Annotated in this window: 13 protein-coding genes; 4 read left to right on the top strand and 9 right to left on the bottom strand. The window is 66.7% G+C overall.

Annotated elements, in window-relative coordinates; genetic code table 11:
• Positions 1-86: 86 nt before the first annotated feature.
• On the bottom strand, positions 87-3,530 hold the full coding sequence (locus tag EG799_RS10570; protein WP_123880990.1) for a TonB-dependent receptor domain-containing protein: 3,444 nt from the start codon (positions 3,528-3,530) through the stop codon (positions 87-89).
• A 278-nt stretch (positions 3,531-3,808) separates the two neighbouring features.
• Positions 3,809-6,388, bottom strand: a complete 2,580-nt coding sequence (clpB, locus tag EG799_RS10565; RefSeq protein WP_123880988.1) for an ATP-dependent chaperone ClpB — start codon at positions 6,386-6,388, stop codon at positions 3,809-3,811.
• A 195-nt stretch (positions 6,389-6,583) separates the two neighbouring features.
• Here clpB and EG799_RS10560 point away from each other — a divergent pair, with 195 nt between their 5' ends.
• The 4 genes from EG799_RS10560 to EG799_RS10545 all read left to right on the top strand — a co-directional run bounded on the left by EG799_RS10560 (position 6,584) and on the right by EG799_RS10545 (position 11,833).
• Positions 6,584-9,475 carry a M16 family metallopeptidase gene (locus EG799_RS10560; RefSeq protein WP_158611063.1) on the top strand — a complete coding sequence of 964 codons (2,892 nt, stop codon included), beginning with the start codon at positions 6,584-6,586 and terminating at the stop codon, positions 9,473-9,475.
• 13 nt (positions 9,476-9,488) lie between these two features.
• Entirely contained in the window at positions 9,489-10,037 is a 549-nt protein-coding gene (locus EG799_RS10555) for a pseudouridine synthase (protein ID WP_123880984.1), read from the top strand.
• Between the two features lie 64 nt (positions 10,038-10,101).
• Complete coding sequence (locus EG799_RS10550; protein ID WP_123880982.1) at positions 10,102-10,407, top strand: hypothetical protein; 306 nt, start codon at positions 10,102-10,104, stop codon at positions 10,405-10,407.
• 73 nt (positions 10,408-10,480) lie between these two features.
• Positions 10,481-11,833: an ABC1 kinase family protein gene (locus tag EG799_RS10545; RefSeq protein ID WP_123880980.1), complete on the top strand. Its 1,353-nt coding sequence runs from the start codon at positions 10,481-10,483 to the stop codon at positions 11,831-11,833.
• Here EG799_RS10545 and EG799_RS10540 read toward each other — a convergent pair.
• The 7 genes from EG799_RS10540 to gatC all read right to left on the bottom strand — a co-directional run bounded on the left by EG799_RS10540 (position 11,803) and on the right by gatC (position 17,035).
• Positions 11,803-12,264, bottom strand: coding sequence for a tRNA (cytidine(34)-2'-O)-methyltransferase (locus tag EG799_RS10540; protein WP_123880979.1), 462 nt, complete (start codon positions 12,262-12,264; stop codon positions 11,803-11,805). The genes EG799_RS10545 and EG799_RS10540 overlap by 31 nt on opposite strands.
• Positions 12,265-12,279: 15 nt before the next feature.
• Positions 12,280-12,993, bottom strand: coding sequence for a hypothetical protein (locus EG799_RS10535; protein ID WP_123880977.1), 714 nt, complete (start codon positions 12,991-12,993; stop codon positions 12,280-12,282).
• Positions 12,990-13,553, bottom strand: a complete 564-nt coding sequence (locus EG799_RS10530; protein WP_123880975.1) for a hypothetical protein — start codon at positions 13,551-13,553, stop codon at positions 12,990-12,992. Before EG799_RS10530 ends, EG799_RS10535 begins: the two co-directional genes overlap by 4 nt.
• A 69-nt stretch (positions 13,554-13,622) precedes the next feature.
• Positions 13,623-15,119: an Asp-tRNA(Asn)/Glu-tRNA(Gln) amidotransferase subunit GatB gene (gene gatB, locus EG799_RS10525; protein ID WP_123880973.1), complete on the bottom strand. Its 1,497-nt coding sequence runs from the start codon at positions 15,117-15,119 to the stop codon at positions 13,623-13,625.
• Positions 15,112-15,252: a hypothetical protein gene (locus EG799_RS14025; RefSeq protein ID WP_158611062.1), complete on the bottom strand. Its 141-nt coding sequence runs from the start codon at positions 15,250-15,252 to the stop codon at positions 15,112-15,114. Before EG799_RS14025 ends, gatB begins: the two co-directional genes overlap by 8 nt.
• Positions 15,249-16,730 carry an Asp-tRNA(Asn)/Glu-tRNA(Gln) amidotransferase subunit GatA gene (gene gatA / locus EG799_RS10520; RefSeq protein ID WP_123883054.1) on the bottom strand — a complete coding sequence of 494 codons (1,482 nt, stop codon included), beginning with the start codon at positions 16,728-16,730 and terminating at the stop codon, positions 15,249-15,251. The genes EG799_RS14025 and gatA overlap by 4 nt, the downstream gene beginning before the upstream one ends.
• A gap of 2 nt (positions 16,731-16,732) precedes the next feature.
• Positions 16,733-17,035 carry an Asp-tRNA(Asn)/Glu-tRNA(Gln) amidotransferase subunit GatC gene (gene gatC, locus EG799_RS10515; RefSeq protein ID WP_123880971.1) on the bottom strand — a complete coding sequence of 101 codons (303 nt, stop codon included), beginning with the start codon at positions 17,033-17,035 and terminating at the stop codon, positions 16,733-16,735.
• Position 17,036: the final 1 nt, after the last annotated feature.

Genomic DNA, 17,036 nt, shown 5'->3' with positions numbered 1-17,036 from the left:
GTAGGCAACCGCCCTTAAGAAAAGGGGCCCCGCGACCGAAGTCGCGGAGCCCCCGTTTCCCTTTCGGGATCGCTTGTCTTTCAGGATCAGAAGCGAACGCTGATCGATCCGAAATACTCGCGACCATCGAAGTCATAGCCGTTGCCGATCGGGGTGTTCGAGATACCGAACACTTCGTCGGTGTCGATCAGCGGCGGCTTCTTGTCGAACACGTTGGTCACACCGGCACGCAGCGTGATGTCGTCGTTGAACTCGTAGCGCAGCGACACGGTGTGGACGAAGTAGTCGTCCGCGAAGCCGACGTCGCGGCAGAACCGTCCGTCGCCCTCGACCACGCCGTTCGGCGATCCGCCGCCGGTGCAGGTGTCGCTGATGAAGCCGGTCGGCTCACCATCCGGACCGTTGCCGAACGCATCCGAGAACGCGTCCACGCCGGCCGGATCCTGAGCGACTTCGCCGATGTAGCGGGTCTGCCAGCTCAGGGTGAGGTCCTTGTAGCCGATCGTCGCGGTCGCCCGGCCCGTCCAGGACGGGAAGCCGAATTCGCCGGCAACGTCGTCGAACACCGCGTTGCCCTGATCGTCCAGCAGCGTGCTGCTACGCTCGATCAGGTGGTTCGCCCGGATGTTGAGGCCGAGATCGACGATTTCCCCGCCGAAGCCGAGATCGTACCCGAAGTTCGCGTTAAGATCGATGCCCTTCACGTTCTCTTCGTTGATGTTCACGAAGCCCGCGAACACGTCGGTGATGAGCTGGCGGCTGGCCGGATCGGTGTCGTAGTCGATCGAGTCGCAGTAGTTGCTGCGGACGCCGTCGTCGCGCAGGAAGCACTGGTTGACCACGAACTGACCGGTCGGCTCCGCGATGGCACCTTCAACCTGGATGTCGAAATAGTTGAAGTTGAACGCGAAGTCGAAATTGCCGTAGCTCTCGCTGACGGCGACGCCGGCGGTAAGCGAGGTCGAGGTTTCCGGATCGAGATCGAGGCTACCGCCCGAGGTAATCTCGACGCTGGGAACCTGAACCGTGTTCGAGCCACCCGAGTCGATACCCACGCGGGTCGGGTCGCGACCCTCGCGGCGGCAGTTTTCCAGAACCTGCTGGTCGCGGTTATCATCGGCCGCGCTGTAACCGCCACCGAGCGGGAAGAACGCATCCGACGGCACGGCGCAGGGATCGGTGAGGCCACCGAAGCCCGACTGACCGGCCAGGAAGTTCTCACGCAGGTTCGGAGCGCGGAACGACGTGCCGTAGCTGATCTTCAGCAGCACGGCCGGAACCGGACGCCAGCCGCCCTTGAGCGAATAGGTCTCGTTCGTGCCGTAGTACTCGTCCTTACTGATGCGGCCCGAGGCGTTAACCTCGAAATCGCCCAGGAAGTCGTTGGAGAAGACCGGCAGGTTCACCTCGCCGAACCCTTCGAGGATGTACTTGTTACCCTCGCCGCCCTGGTCTGCGAAGTAGCCGAAGAACAGACCCTGAGCCGCGACGGCATCGGGCTGGGAGTCCAGCTTGTCGTAGCGGTATTCACCGCCGACCACGACCGAAAGCGGTCCGGCCGGAAGCTCGACGATGTCGCCCGTGGTGTAGGCGGAGATGACCGTCTGTTCGTAGACCGTGTCGAAGTCACGCGAATCGAACAGGTAGTCACGCTCGGCCTGCGTGGCGAAGTCGCCCACGGCCTGATCGTACAGCGACGGGGCGAACAGGTTCACCGGAACACAGCCGTCGACCACGTCGGGCTGCAGGATGTCCGGGTTCTGGAAGCCGCTGGTAGCGCACGCACCGCCCGGGAGGACGACGGGGCTGGCCGCATTCACGCCCTGCGCCGAAGTCGGGTCGATGCCGAGAGCGAGCGCCAGGCGATCGCCGCGGATACCGGCACGCGAGGACTTGCCGATCGAGCGCGAATAGACGCCCGAAACCTCGAAGGTCCAGCTGTCATTGATGAACGGCAGGTCGCCGCGCACGCCAAGGACACCGCGGTACTGTTCGAGAGTGGTCTCGACGAAGCTGCGATCGCCACGGACCGATACCACCGGTCGCACGACGTAACGCACGCCCTCGGGCAGCGCGTAATCACCGCCGGCATAGGTATCAAGGCCGTCGAACTGGTTCTGTGCCGCGGCGCAATCGACACCGTTGGGGTTGTCGATGAAGTTACACGGGTTGAACTGGTTGTTCGCCGGAACGTAGGGGAACAGCTGCGGCACGGTGCTGCGCGCAGACACTTCGGACCGGCTGTAATTGGCCTCGAAGAACGGGGTGATGTTCAGGCTCGTGCCGAGTTCGTACTCGCCATACGCCATGACGTTGTACAGATCCTGGGGACTGATGAACGACGGCGTCAGGTCGGTGCCGTTGCGCGAGACCTGGGTGAAGTCGACATCGAGGAAGCCGTCACCGTTGCGGTCGACCGGATCACCGAACGCGTCGAACGCATCGCTGAAGCCCGGAATGCCGGTGTTGCCGGCCTGACCGGTCGAATCGTAGACGGTCGGATCGGCGTAGATCGAGCCGAAGAACAGGTTGCCGCCCGGAATGATGCGACGAACCGCGGCCTCGATCTTGCAGGGCGTGGTGCGCTCCTGAATCGTGCCGCCGCTGTCGGCCAGGGTGTTGGCGTTGTCGGCGACGCCGACCGTGTAGATGTTGCCGTCCTGGTCGATTTCGTAGTTGGTGTTGCAACCCGACAGGAAGTCGCGGTCGCCGATGCGGACCTCGTCACGCTTCGAATATTCGAAACCGATGCCGAAGAAGCCGCGATCGAAGGTCTTACCGTAGGCAGCCGAGAGCGTGTAGTCGTCGCCGCCGCCCTGCTCGTTGATGTTGCCGCTGGCGAACAGTTCGACACCGTCGATATCGGTGCGCAGGATGATGTTACCCACGCCCGCAACCGCGTCCGAACCGTAGACCGAGGACGCACCGTCGAGCAGCAGGTCGTAGCGCGCCACGAGCGACGCCGGGATCAGGTTGATCGACGGGTTGGTCGGCGCGCCTTCCACGCCGGCCGGCGCCAGGCGGCGGCCGTTGACGAGCAGCAGCGTGCGGTCGGCACCCAGGCCACGAAGGTCGAGCGTCTGCGAACCCGGACCGTTGTTCAGCACGAAGCCCTGGAAGGTCGCATCGATCTGCGTACCGGCGGCCGCTTCGGAACGCTGCAGGATCTGCGCGGCATCGAAGTTACCGACGTCGCGCTCGGCTTCGGTCGAGAGGACCTGGAGCGGCGAAATGCTGCTGTAGGTGTCCTGGCGGATACGCGAACCCGTGACGACGATCGCGCCGTCATTGTTGACTTCGCCATAGGCGCCCGGATTCGAATCGACCACGGGCGTGAGATCGCCGGCATCGTCGGATACCACGCCGTCGGCGCGGACCGGCTGTTCGCAATCCTCGTCAGCCTGGCCCTGCGCGTTGACCTCGCACTCGTCGTCGGTGTCCTGCGCATAGGCGGGCGCACCCGCGACCATGGCCATCGCGGATACGGAAACCGCGAGACCCGTCAGATACTTGGTATGTACTTTTTTCATGTTAGCTCCAGCCCCATCACGTTGGGGATCGAAGCTCTCGTGCGACCCGGCATGATCAGATTCCGGCCAACCGGCTCGAATCAAGCGGCAATTTACGAAGAGTCCCCGATCCTTTGCGGATGAACCTTGACTGCATGACACGGGGCCGCCCTGTCAAACGCGGTTTATTCGTTTTGTAACAGATGTGACCAAAATCACACAGTTGGTCGAAAGCTAGGAGCCGTTGGTCGAATTGTCGGGAACCCCGACGCCCGGCCGGGGCGCGGCGGGCCGGTGTCCTAACCGACCCGCATCCGCAGTTCGCCGTCACCCTCGTCGACATGGACCGTGCTGCCGTCGGGCACCTCGCCGCCGAGCAGCAACTCGGCCAGCGGATCCTGGAGATAGCGCTGCACCGCCCGCTTGAGCGGGCGTGCGCCATAGACCGGATCGTAGCCCACCCGGCCCAGCCAGCGGCGCGCCGCATCGGTCAGGTCGAGGGTGATCTTGCGATCGCGAAGCAGCTTCTGCACCCGGCCCACCTGGATATCGACGATCGGCGCCATGTGTTCGGCGGCAAGCCGGTGGAACAGGATGATCTCGTCCAGCCGGTTGAGAAATTCGGGGCGGAAATGACCGCGCACGACTTCCATCACCTGATCCTCGACATCGCTGACGGTCTGCTCGTCCGTCAGGTTGGACAGGTACTGGCTGCCCAGGTTGCTGGTCAGGATGATGAGCGTGTTGGAAAAGTCCACCTGCCGCCCCTGCCCGTCGGTCAGTCGCCCGTCGTCGAGCACCTGCAACAGCACGTTGAAGACATCGCCGTGGGCCTTCTCGACCTCGTCGAACAGCACCACCTGGTAGGGCCGGCGGCGCACCGCCTCGGTCAGGACCCCGCCTTCCTCGTACCCGACATATCCCGGCGGCGCGCCGATCAGGCGGGCCACGGCGTGCTTTTCCATGAACTCGCTCATGTCGATGCGGACCATCGCCTGGTCGTCGTCGAACAGGAAGGCGGCGAGCGCCTTGGTCAGCTCCGTCTTGCCGACGCCGGTGGGGCCGAGGAACAGGAAGCTGCCGAGCGGCCGGTGCGGATCCTGCAGTCCGGCGCGCGCGCGGCGCACGGCGCGGGACACGGCCTTCACCGCGTCCTCCTGCCCGATCACGCGCCGGCCGAGCGCGTCCTCCATCTTGAGCAGTTTCTCCCGCTCGCCCTCCAGCATCTTTTCCATCGGCACGCCGGTCCAGCGGCTGACGACGGAGGCGATGTCGTCCTCGGTCACTTCCTCCCGCAGCAGCGCCCCCTCGGTCAGCGAGCCGGCCTCCGACAGCTGCTTTTCGAGCGCCGGGATGCGGCCGTATGACAACTCGCCCGCCCGGGCGAGGTCGCCGGCGCGCTGGGCCTGCTCCAGTTCGATGCGTGCCTGGTCGAGTTCCTCCTTGATCCGCGCCTCGGCATGGATCTTGTCGCGCTCGTTCTGCCAGCGGGTCGTCAGTTCGGCGGAGCGGTCCTCCAGATCGGCGAGATCCTTGCGGATCGATTCGAGCCGGTCCTTCGATGCCGCATCGCTTTCCTTCGCCAGCGCCGATTCCTCGATCTTGAGCTGGATGATACGCCGGTCGAGCTTCTCGATTTCCTCGGGCTTGCTCTCCACCTCCATGCGGATGCGGCTGGCGGCCTCGTCCATCAGGTCGATCGCCTTGTCGGGCAGGAAGCGGTCGGAAATGTAGCGTTCGGAAAGCTGCGCGGCGGCGACCAGCGCGGTGTCGGTGATCCGCACGCCGTGGTGCAGCTCGTACTTCTCCTTCAGCCCGCGCAGGATGGAGATGGTGTCCTCCACGCTCGGCTCGTCCACGAAGACGGGCTGGAAGCGGCGTTGGAGCGCGGCGTCCCTCTCGACGTATTTCTGATACTCGTCGAGCGTGGTCGCGCCGATGCAGTGCAGCTCGCCGCGCGCCAGCGCCGGCTTGAGCAGGTTGCCGGCATCCATGCTGCCTTCCGAAGCGCCCGCGCCGATCAGCGTGTGCATCTCGTCGATGAACAGGATGATGTGGCCTTCGGCGCCCTTCACCTCGTCGAGCACGGCCTTCAGCCGCTCCTCGAACTCGCCGCGATATTTCGCGCCCGCGATCAGCGCGCCCATGTCGAGCGCCATCAGCGTGCGATCCTTGAGCGAATCGGGCACGTCGCCATTGGCGATGCGCAGCGCCAGCCCTTCGGCAATGGCGGTCTTGCCGGTGCCGGGCTCGCCGATCAGCACGGGGTTGTTCTTGGTCCGCCGGGCGAGGATCTGCACCGTGCGGCGGATTTCCTCGTCGCGCCCGATGACAGGGTCGAGCTTGCCCGCCTTGGCCGCCTCGGTCAGGTCGCGGGCGTATTTCTTCATCGCGTCGTAGGCGTTCTCGGCGCTCGCGGTATCCGCCGTGCGTCCGCCGCGCAGATCGTTGATCGCACCGTTCAGCTTTTCCGGCGTGACCCCGGCATCGGCCAGCGCCCTGCCCGCCTTGCCCTGCTTCGCCAGCGCGAGGGCGAGCAACAGGCGCTCCACGGTCACGTAGCTGTCACCCGCCTTCTCCGCGACCTGTTCCGCCTGGTCCAGGATGCGCACGGCATCGTTGTCGAGACCCGGCGTCTGCTGCGCGCCCGAGCCGCTGACCGAGGGCACCTTGGCGAGCAGCGCGTCGACCGCCTCGACCGCCTGTGCCGGGTCGCCCCCGGCACGCTGGATCAGGCCGGACGCCATGCCCTCTTCATCCTCCAGCAGGGCCTTCAGGATGTGTTCGGGGCTGATGCGCTGGTGCGAGTTGCGGATGGCGACGGTCTGCGCGCTCTGGAGGAAGCCGCGCGCCCGGTCGGTGAACTTGTCCAGATTCATGTCGTGACCTCGTCTGTCGAAATCCGTTGTCAGATAGTGTTGCACATGGGCAACACAAGCGTCGCCGGACCGAAATTTTCATGCGCCTGTCGAATGCAACGATGCAACCGGGCAGGAGCGGTTCACCTCCCGATTTCGCCCCGCGCCATGGACGAAACGGCTTTCGTCCGCGGCAAAGCGTGCTATCGGTTGCATATGAAAACAAAAGTCGCGCTTCGTTCGCTCTTCCTGTCCGCCGCCGCCCTGTCGCTCGCCGCGTGTGCGTCGACCCGGACGATGGAGCCGATCTCGGCGACCGCCACTCCGCTCCCGGCCGCGGCAGAGCCCGCGCCGCTTGCCGAACTGATCGACGCGGTCGACATTCCGTACGAGACGTTCACGCTCGACAACGGCCTGACCACCATCGTCCATACCGATCGCAAGGCTCCGATCGTGGGCGTCACCGTCTACTACCGCGTCGGGTCGAAGAACGAGCCGCGCGGCCGCACCGGCTTTGCTCACCTGTTCGAACACCTGATGTTCGGCGGCAGCGAGAATGTCGACAATTTCGACAAGCCGCTCGTCAATGCCGGGTCCACGCCCACCAACGGCTCCACCTATTACGACCGCACCAATTACGTGGAGACGGTGCCGACCGGCGCGCTCGACCTGGCGCTGATGATGGAAAGCGACCGCATGGGACACCTGCTCGGCGCGGTCACGCAGGAGGGGCTGGATAACCAGCGCTCCGTCGTCCAGAACGAGAAACGGCAGGGCGACAACCAGCCCTACGGCCTGACGCGCTACGCCATCGCCGAAGGGCTGCTGCCCGTCGGCCATCCCTACCGCCATTCCACGATCGGTTCGATGGCCGATCTCGACGCCGCCTCGCTGGCCGACGTGCGCAGCTGGTTCGCCGACAATTACGGGCCCAACAACGTGGTGCTGGCGCTCGCCGGCGACATCGACGTCGCCACCGCGCGCGAAAAGGTGCAGCGCTGGTTCGGCGACATTCCGCGCGGGCCGGACGTGGAACAGTACGAAGCCGATCCGGTGACGCTGGCCGCGCCGGTGACGCAGGTGATGACCGACCAGGTGCCGCAGACGGTGATCTACCAGGCGTGGACCGGACCGGGCATGACCCATCCCGACGCCACCGCGCTGCAGGTCGGCATGTACATCCTCGGCGGCCTTGCCAGTAGCCGGCTCGACAACGAACTGGTGCGCGGCGAAGAGGTGGCGACCAGCGTATCGGCCTATTCCAACCAGCAGGAGCAGATCAGCTTCCTGCAGAGCCAGGTCAGCGTGAAGCCCGATGGCGACGTCGCCGAGGCGCGCGCGCTGCTCGAACGCGAAACCGCACGCCTGCTGGCCGAAGGGCCGACGCAGGACGAGCTGGACCGCGCCACCACGCAGATCGCGTCGGGCACCATCGGCTCGCTGGAGCGGGTCGGCGGATTCGGCGGCAAGGGCATGATCCTGGCCGAAGGGCTGCTCTATACCGGCGATGCCGACTACTACCGCGAGGAACTGGAGCGCATGGCCGCCCTGACGCCGGCAGACGTGCAGGCGGCGATGCGGCGCTGGCTGGGTCGCCCGGCCTTCACGCTGGTGGTCGAGCCGGGGGAACGCACGCTGGACGGCGGCACCATGGGTGGCTGGGGGGACGAGGCAAGCGTCGCCTCTCCGCAACCCGATGCGGGCGGTCCCGCACAGGCCACCGCCGCGCCGCGCGACGGGCCGGAACGCCCGCTGCCCGATGTCGCCCCGGTCGGCGACCTGACCTTCCCCGCCGTCCAGACCGCGACCCTGTCCAACGGCATCGAGGTGCGACTGGCGCGGCGCGAGGCCATTCCCAAGGTTTCGGTCGCGATGACCTTCGATGCCGGTTCCGTCGTCGATCCGGCTGACCGGGCCGGAACGCACGAGACGATGGTCGACCTGCTGACGGAGGGGACGACCTCGCGCAGCGCGCTCGACATCGCCACCCAGCAGGAAAAGCTGGGCGCCTCGATCAACACGAGCGCGGGAACCGAAGTCACCACCGCCTACGTCACGGCGCTGACGGAAAATCTCGTTCCCTCGCTCGAGCTGTTCGCCGACGTGGTTCGCAACCCCTCCTTCGCGCCCGACGCGGTGGCGCGGGTGAAGAGCCAGCGCGCCAGTGAGATCGCCAACCAGCTGACCTCGCCCGGCGGGCTGGCGAGCCGCGCCTTCGGCCAGCTCGTCTATGGCGAAAGCCACCCCTACGCCCACGCGATGACGGCGGGCGATGCCGATGTGGTCGCCAGCCTCACGCCGGCGGACATGGCGGCCGAACACGATGAATGGATACGCCCCGACCTCGCCGCCATCACCGTCGTGGGGGACGTGTCGATGGACGATCTGCTGCCCGCGCTGGAGCGGACCTTCGGCGACTGGCAGGCACCGGCCACGCCCGCACCCGCGCGCGATATCGACAGGGTCACGCCCGCTCCGCGCCCCCGGCTCGTGGTGGTCGATCGCCCGAACTCGCCGTCGAGCTACCTCATGCTCGGTCGCCTCACCCCGCTAAAGGGGTACGAGCCGGGCATGGAACGCATCGACCTCGCCAATGAGGTCATCGGCAGCGGCTTCCTGTCGCGGCTGATGCAGGACCTGCGCGAGACGAAGGGCTGGACCTACGGGATCGGCTCGGGGATCGCGACCTTGCAGGGCCAGCGCTTCTTCCGCGTGCAGACGCAGGTACAGGCCGACCGGACCGCCGATTCGATCCGCGCGATCCTCGATCAGATGCGTGCCTTCCCGTCGGCCCGGCCGGTGACGGCGGAAGAGGTGCGGCGCGTGACTGATGGCAATGTGCGTGGCCTGCCCAACGAGTTCGAGACCAACGGACAGGTTCTCGGGGCGCTGTTGCAGAACCGCCTGCTCGGCCGCGACGACCGCTACCAGGCGCGCCTGCCGCAAATCTATCGCGGCATCGACGCGGCCCAGATCGACGCGGCGGCGCGCGAGTATCTGAGCCCAGAGAACTTCACCATCGTGGTGGTGGGCGATCGCGATACGATCGAGCCGCAGCTCGAAACGCTCGACATGCCGATCACCTGGCTCTCGCCCGACGATCTCTGACGGCGGGGCGTGCGTGCCCCGCCTGATCGCCTTCAACAAGCCGATGGGTGTGCTGTCGCAGTTCACCGACCGCGGCTCTCCCACCACGCGCGCGACGCTGTCGGATTTCATCGCCTGCCCCGGCGTCTATCCGGCCGGCCGGCTCGACCGTGACAGCGAGGGGTTGTTGCTGCTGACCGACGACGGCCGGTTGCAGGCGCGCATTGCCGATCCGCGCTTCAAGCTGCCCAAGACCTATCTGGTGCAGGTGGAAGGCGAACCCGGTGCCCGCGCGCTCGGCGAATTGCGTGGCGGGGTGACGCTGAAGGATGGTCCCACCCGCCCCGCCCTCGTCGAACGGATCGCGCCGCCCGACCTCTGGCCGCGCGATCCGCCGGTCCGTTTCCGCAAGAGCGTACCCGACAGCTGGCTGCGGCTCACGATCCGGGAAGGGCGCAACCGGCAGGTGCGCCGGATGACCGCCGCCGTGGGCCATCCGACGCTCCGGCTGGTGCGCTGGTCCGTCGGCGACTGGACGCTCGACGGCTTGCCGAGCGGCGAGTGGCGCGCCATTTCGTACTGACGGCCCGTTGCCCTGCGCTGCCAAACCGCTAGCAGGGCAGCTTGGCAATCGCAGGAGAATCCAGATGGCAGTCGCCGGCAAATACGATTTCGTCGCCTCCACCCCGATGGGCGAGCAGAGCGGCACCTTTACCGTCGTGCCCGGCGATGACGGGGAAAGCTTCACCGGATCGCTGGAAGGCGGCATGGGTTCGATGGACGTGGAGGACGGCACCATAGACGGCGACGTCCTGCGCTGGACCATGAAGATGGGCATGCCGATGCCGATGACGCTGGAAGGCGAGGCGGTAATCGCCGGGGATACGGTCAGCGGCACGATCAAGGCGGGCATGATGGGGACCATGCCCTTCACCGCCGAGCGGCAGGCCTGATCGCGCGCCACGGGAACGAAGCGGCGCGCGGCCCGCTTTCCCCGGCAGACCCCATGCCGGACCCCTTCGCGCCATGAACGACGACGATGACGATCGGCCGGACCGGCGCGAACGCCGCGTGCCGAGCAGCCGCGCCGGTCGCCTCGGCGCGTTCGGGCGGCTGGCGGGCGGCGTCGCGGGCGGCATGCTGGCCGAGGGCGCGCGGCGTGTGGCACGCGGCGAACGCCCGCGGCTGCGCGACGCGATCCTGACGCCCGCAAACGCCATGCGACTGGCGGACCGGCTATCGCATCTGCGCGGCGCGGCGATGAAGCTGGGGCAGATGATCAGCATGGATGCCGGTGACATGCTGCCCCCCGACCTCGCCGCGATCCTCGCCCGCGTGCGGGAGCAGGCCGACAGGATGCCGCCGGGACAGCTGCGCGACGTTCTCGATGCCGAATGGGGCAAGGGCTGGCTCGGCCGCTTCGAGCGTTTCGACGTGCGCCCCATCGCCGCCGCAAGCATCGGCCAGGTCCACCGCGCGGTGACGAAGGATGGGCGCGAACTGGCGATCAAGGTGCAGTATCCGGGCGTGCGGGAGAGTATCGACGCCGACGTCGACAATGTCGCCACGCTGCTGCGCGTGTCGAACCTGCTGCCGCGCGAACTCGACATTTCCCCGCTGCTGGCCGAGGCCAAGCGCCAGTTGCACGAGGAGGCCGACTACGTGCGCGAGGGCGAACAGCTGATGCGCTATCGCGAACGGCTGGCGGGCGAGGAGGCCTTCGTCGTGCCCGCCGTCGCCGCCGATTTCTCCACCGCGCGCGTGCTGGCGATGGACTTCGTGCCCGGTCGCCCGATAGAGGAGCTGGAGAGCGCCCCGCAGGACGAACGCGACCGGGTGACGCGCGCCATCATCGCGCTGGTGCTGCGCGAACTGTTCGAGTTCGGGGTGATGCAGACCGATCCCAATTTCGCCAATTATCGCTATCAGCCCGACAGCGGCAGGTTGGTGCTGCTCGATTTCGGGGCCACGCGCGCGGTCGATGCGGACGTGGCGGAGAGTTATCGCAGGCTGCTGGCCGCCGGCATGGCCAAAGATCGCGATGGGGTGCGGCAGGCGGCGCTGGGCGCCGGGTTCGTCGGAGACGGCGTCCTGGCCGGGCACGGCGAACGGTTCGACCGGATGATCGACATCATCATCGCCGAGATGCACCGCGACGGCCCCTTCGATTTCGGCGACCGCGCCTTTGTTGCCGTGCTCCGCGACGAAGGGCTGGAGATGGCGCAGGACCGTGCCACCTGGCACATTCCCCCGGTCGAGACGCTGTTCGTCCAGCGCAAGATCAGCGGAACGGCCCTGCTCGGCGCGCGGCTGAGGGCGAAGGTGGACGTGCGCGCGCTGGTGGCGCCCTATGTCGCGGATGACCCGCGCAGCGCCTGATAGGCCACCGCCGTGACGGTGTTCGCCAGATTGAGCGAGCGCACATGCTCCGAGCGCATCGGCAGGTGGAACATCCGGTCATCGAGAGCGGCGGCGATGGCGTGCGGCAATCCCGCCGTCTCGCGCCCGAAGACCAGATAGGCATCGGCCGGATACTCGGCGTCGTAGAAGGACCGCGCGCCGTATTCCTCGAAAGCGAACACCTGTTCGCGGCGCGGTTGCCGCTCGCCCAGAAAGGCATCCCAGCTGTCGAACTCGGCCAGCCGCACGTGCTGCCAGTAATCCAGCCCGGCGCGCTTCAGCAGCTTGTCCGACAGCACGAAACCGTAGGGCCGGATCAGCACCAGTTCCATGTCCAGCGCCACGCAGGTGCGCCCGATGGCGCCGGTATTGTGCGGGATTTCCGGGTGGACGAGTACGATGGCGGTCACCTGTCGCGGCGCGGTTCAGCGACCGGCGCGAAGATCGATTTGCCCGCCCTGCGCATCATAACCGAACACGCCATCCATCGCGGTAACGCGCGTCGGAATGGCAGCGCGCCAGTTCGGCAAGTCCGCGACCGGAGTGAATTGCGCCATCGTCACCCCACCGGCTGCGATCTTCGTGCGCCACAGATCGCTTGTCGGGTGCCCGACCTCGATGGCGCGAAAGGCGAAATGGTCCGTCTCGCTGCGTCCACGCGGCACTTCGTTCAGCCTGTTGCCGATCGCGACGGTGTCGCCGTTCCTGTCGAGCACGGCGGTTTCGACGCGCACTGCCGTCACGGTGCCGGGTTCCACCGCGAAGCTGACCGACCCCATGCAGGCGCAATCGATATCGTTGGGCGTGTAGAGCCACGTGATGTTCGACACGAAATATTCGCCCGCCGGAATCTCGTAGAGCCAGAGCGAGACATCGCCTTCGTTCGCGAGCCGGTTCTCGCGCGGAATCTCGATATAGCCGCTGGCCGCGAATGGCGTGGCGCTTCCCGCACGCACGAAGGTGATGAGCGGGCGACGGTTGCGCGATTCCACCAGGAGGTAAGCCTTGCCCGCTTCCGGTACGAACAGGCCGCGCGGCGAAATACGCTCCATCGACAGCTCTTCCAGCCGATCCTGCGCGGGCACAGCGTGCGAAACGATGCCCAGCGCGAGAGCGGGGAGGATCGCCCACGACTTCACAGCCCCAGCTCCGCGCCTGCCGGTTGCGGCCCGGAGGCGAGCCGCGCCTGTTGCGCCAGCATCCTCTGCATCGCCTCTTCGCCCAGATCGCCGCCGTCGCGCGCGAAGTTGAAGCTCTCCCACATATCCTTGCCGACCCCGTACCGACCATAGCCCTTGAAGAACATGCAGCGTCTAAGCGTTGCACGGCGGGCAAGTCGGTCCTGCGCCGGACCGAAGATCAGCGCCTGCGCCGCGCCCCCCACGAGGCCGTAGGGCGTTGAGAAATTCTCGTCGTTCGAAGCCGCCGCCGAAGCGACCCGCCAAAATCCGCGCGCCCGCGCATCGCATTCGCGAATGTCGGTCAATGCTTGGGCGAAACCGGTATCGGCGCGGTGGAAGTAGAAATACTTGTCGAAATCGTCGGCTTCGTCGGGACGTGTGCCGCCAGCCACGTCGACGAGCGCGATCTCGGCAGGGTCGGGCTGCCAGGCGCGCCATTCCTCATCCGACCGTTCGGCCTGTGCCCAAGCGCATGCAGGCCAGGCAAGCGCGGCCACGGCCACCAGCAAAGCTTTCATCCCGCATCCCTTTTTCGCGAAGTTGCGACGCGCGTGATTTACTCCCGCCCGCAACCAGCGACAAGCGAATTAGGCCAGCTTTGCCTTCAGGATTTGGTTCACCACCGCCGGGTTGGCCTTACCCTGCATCGCCTTCATCGTCTGACCCACGAAGAATCCGAACAGCTTGTCCTTGCCGCCGCGATACTGTTCCACCTTGTCCGCATTCGCGGCGAGGATGGCGTCGACCTCGGCTTCGATCGCGCCGGTGTCGCTGACCTGCTTCAGCCCCTCGGTCCCGGCGATCTCGTCCGGCTCGCGGCCTTCCTTCAGCACGATCTCGTAGATTTCCTTGGCCTGCCCGCCGCTGATCTCGCCGGCATCCTGCATCCTGAGGATCGCCGCCTGCCGCGCGGCGGTGGCGTGGGCGGGATCGGCCTCGTCGCCCAGCGCCTTCATGACCCCCGGTGCGACGGAGAGCGACCAGTTGGCGACCTGCGTCGCGACATCCCTTTCCGCCTTGCCCAGCGCACCGGCGGTTTCGGCCAGCAGCGTCTCGAACCGGGCGAAGGTTTCCACCTCCGCCGTCAGCTCGCGCGCGTTGTAGTCGCTAAGGCCCAGCTCTCCGGTATAGCGCGCGCGCTTGGCGTCGGGCAGTTCCGGAAGGCTGGCGCGGCATTCGTCGAGGAACGCCTGGTCCAGTTCCACCGGCAGCAGGTCGGGATCGGGGAAATAGCGGTAATCGTGCGCGTCTTCCTTCGATCGCATGGTGCGCGTGGTGCCGGTGCCGGGATCGAACAGGCGGGTTTCCTGGTTTACCGTGCCGCCCGATTCCAGCACGTCCACCTGCCGGTTCGCCTCGAACTCGATCACCTGCATGACGAAGCGCACGGAATTGACGTTCTTCGTCTCGGTCCGCGTGCCGAACTCCTCGCCCGGACGGCGCACGCTGACGTTGACGTCCGCGCGCATCGAGCCTTCCTCCATATTGCCATCGCAGCTTCCGACATAGCGCAGGATGCTCCGCAGCTTGCGCACATAGGCGCCCGCTTCGGCGGGGCTGCGCATGTCGGGCCGGCTGACGATCTCCATCAGCGCGACGCCCGTGCGGTTCAGATCGACATAGGACATGGTGGGATGCTGGTCGTGCATCAGCTTGCCCGCATCCTGCTCGACATGGATGCGCTCGACCCCGATGATCTTGTCCTCGGGGATGCCCGCCTTCTCGTCCGCCTCGATCGTAAGCTGACCCTCGCCCACGATGGGGTGGTAGAGCTGGCTTATCTGGTAGCCCTGCGGCAGGTCGGCGTAGAAGTAGTTCTTGCGGTCGAAGCGGCTCCACGCGTTGATCTGCGCGTCGATCGCCATGCCGGTCCGCACCGCCTGGCGCAGGCATTCGCGGTTGGGCACGGGCAGCATGCCGGGCATCGCCGCGTCGATCAGGGAAACCTGCGTGTTCGGCTCCGCCCCGAAGGCGGTGCTGGCGCCGGAGAACAGCTTGGCGTTGCTGGTGACCTGCGCATGGACCTCGAGGCCGATCACGACCTCCCACTCACCCGTCGCGCCCTGAATGCGATAGTCACTCATCGTCGATCACCTTGCCGGTCTTGCTGTCGAAACGCGCCTCGCCATGCTTCACGCGGCGACGGATCAGCGCGGGTATCAGGAGAACGGCGGCAACCGCCACACCGGCGATCAGGTCGATGACCGCGATGCTCACCACCACCGCTCCGGCACGGCGTCGAAGCCGCTGCGCTGTTCTATCGCCAGTCCTGCGTCCAGCACGCCCTGCTCGTCCATCGGCTTGCCGACGATCTGGAGGCCCAGCGGCAGACCGTCGCCGTTGAGCATGGCGGGCACGCTCATCGCCGGCAGCCCCGCCAGCGAAGCGGGGACGGCGAACACGTCGTTCAGATACATGGCCAGCGGATCGGCCTGCATCTCGCCCAGCGGGAAGGCGGCGTTGGGCGATGTCGGCGCCAGGATCATGTCGCACTGGCCGAAGGCATCGGTGAAATCGCGCTGCACCAGCGTGCGGACCTTTTGCGCCTGCGTGTAATAGGCGTCGTAGAAGCCTGCGCTGAGCACGTAGGTGCCGATCAGGATGCGCCGCTTCACCTCGTCGCCGAACCCCTCGGCGCGCGTGGCGGCGTACATGTCCTGCAATCCCGCGCCCTCGGGCAGATCGCGCAGGCCGTAGCGCACGCCGTCATAGCGCGCGAGGTTGCTGGAGGCTTCGGCAGGCGCGATGATGTAATAGGCGGGCAGCGCGTATTTCGTGTGCGGCAGCGACACGTCGACGATCTCCGCGCCCGCATCGCGCAGCCATTCCTTGCCGCGTTCCCAGCTGTCGAGGATCGACTGGTCGGTCCCCTCCATCCGGTATTCGCGCGGGATTCCCACGCGCTTGCCTTTCAGGTCAGCGTTCAGCGACCCCGCCCAGTCGGGGACCGGCGCGTCGAGGCTGGTCGAATCCTTGGGATCGAAGCCCGCCATCGCGCCCAGCATGATCGCGCAATCGTCCACGCTGCGCGCCATCGGCCCGGCCTGGTCGAGGCTGCTGGCGAACGCCACCACGCCCCAGCGCGAGCAGCGGCCATAGGTCGGCTTGATGCCGGTGATGCCCGTCACGGCGGCGGGCTGGCGGATGGAGCCGCCGGTATCGGTGCCGGTCGCCGCCGGGCACAACCGCGCGGCGACGGCGGCGGACGATCCGCCCGACGAACCACCCGGCGTCAGCGCGGCATTGCTGCCGTCCTTGCGCCACGGGCTCTTCACGTCGCCGAAATAGCTCGTCTCGTTGGACGAGCCCATGGCGAACTGGTCCATGTTGAGCTTGCCCAGCATTCCGCAACCCGCATTCCACAGGTTCTGCGACACGGTGCTTTCGTATTCGGGCACGAAGCCTTCGAGGATGTGGCTGGCCGCGCTGGACTGGACGCCGCGCGTGCAGAACAGATCCTTCATCCCGATGGGCACGCCGGCCATCGCCGGCAGATCCCTGCCGGCGGCGCGATCGGCATCGACAAGATCGGCGTGCCGCAGCGCCAGTTCGGGCGTCGGCGTGATGAAGGCGTTGAGCGCGCTCGCCCCCTCGACCGCGGCGTTGAACGCCTCGGCCACTTCGCGCGCGGTGAAATCGCCGCCGGCCACGCCGTCGCGAATGGCGCGCACGCCCAGCTGCGTAAGATCGCCTATCATCACTCGATCACCTTGGGAACGCCGAAGAAGCCGTGCTCCGCCACCGGCGCGTTGGCGAGGATCGCCTCGCGCCGGCCGCCGCCGGTCAGCGGGTCGGCATCGACCACGTCTTCGCGCAGGCGCAGCGCCTGCGGGATCACCGCCGTCATCGGCTCGACCGTGGAGGTATCCACCTCGCCCAGCTGCTCGACCCAGGCGAGGATGTTGTTCAATTCGGGCACCATGCGATCGAGCGCGGCATCGTCCATGTCGATGCGCGCCAGCGAGGCGATCTTGGCCACTTGTTCTCGAGAAACTGACATG

This window comes from Aurantiacibacter spongiae (assembly GCF_003815535.1).
Classification (GTDB): Bacteria; Pseudomonadota; Alphaproteobacteria; order Sphingomonadales; family Sphingomonadaceae; genus Alteraurantiacibacter; species Alteraurantiacibacter spongiae.
This window is presented reverse-complemented; position numbering and strand designations above follow the sequence as displayed.

Coding starts and splice junctions, on each gene's coding strand:
- EG799_RS10570 (WP_123880990.1), bottom strand. CDS start 3,530: ATGAAAAAAGTACATACCAAGTATCTGACGGGTCTCGCGGTTTCCGTA.
- clpB (WP_123880988.1), bottom strand. CDS start 6,388: ATGAATCTGGACAAGTTCACCGACCGGGCGCGCGGCTTCCTCCAGAGC.
- EG799_RS10560 (WP_158611063.1), top strand. CDS start 6,584: ATGAAAACAAAAGTCGCGCTTCGTTCGCTCTTCCTGTCCGCCGCCGCC.
- EG799_RS10550 (WP_123880982.1), top strand. CDS start 10,102: ATGGCAGTCGCCGGCAAATACGATTTCGTCGCCTCCACCCCGATGGGC.
- EG799_RS10545 (WP_123880980.1), top strand. CDS start 10,481: ATGAACGACGACGATGACGATCGGCCGGACCGGCGCGAACGCCGCGTG.
- EG799_RS10530 (WP_123880975.1), bottom strand. CDS start 13,553: ATGAAAGCTTTGCTGGTGGCCGTGGCCGCGCTTGCCTGGCCTGCATGC.
- gatB (WP_123880973.1), bottom strand. CDS start 15,119: ATGAGTGACTATCGCATTCAGGGCGCGACGGGTGAGTGGGAGGTCGTG.
- gatC (WP_123880971.1), bottom strand. CDS start 17,035: ATGTCAGTTTCTCGAGAACAAGTGGCCAAGATCGCCTCGCTGGCGCGC.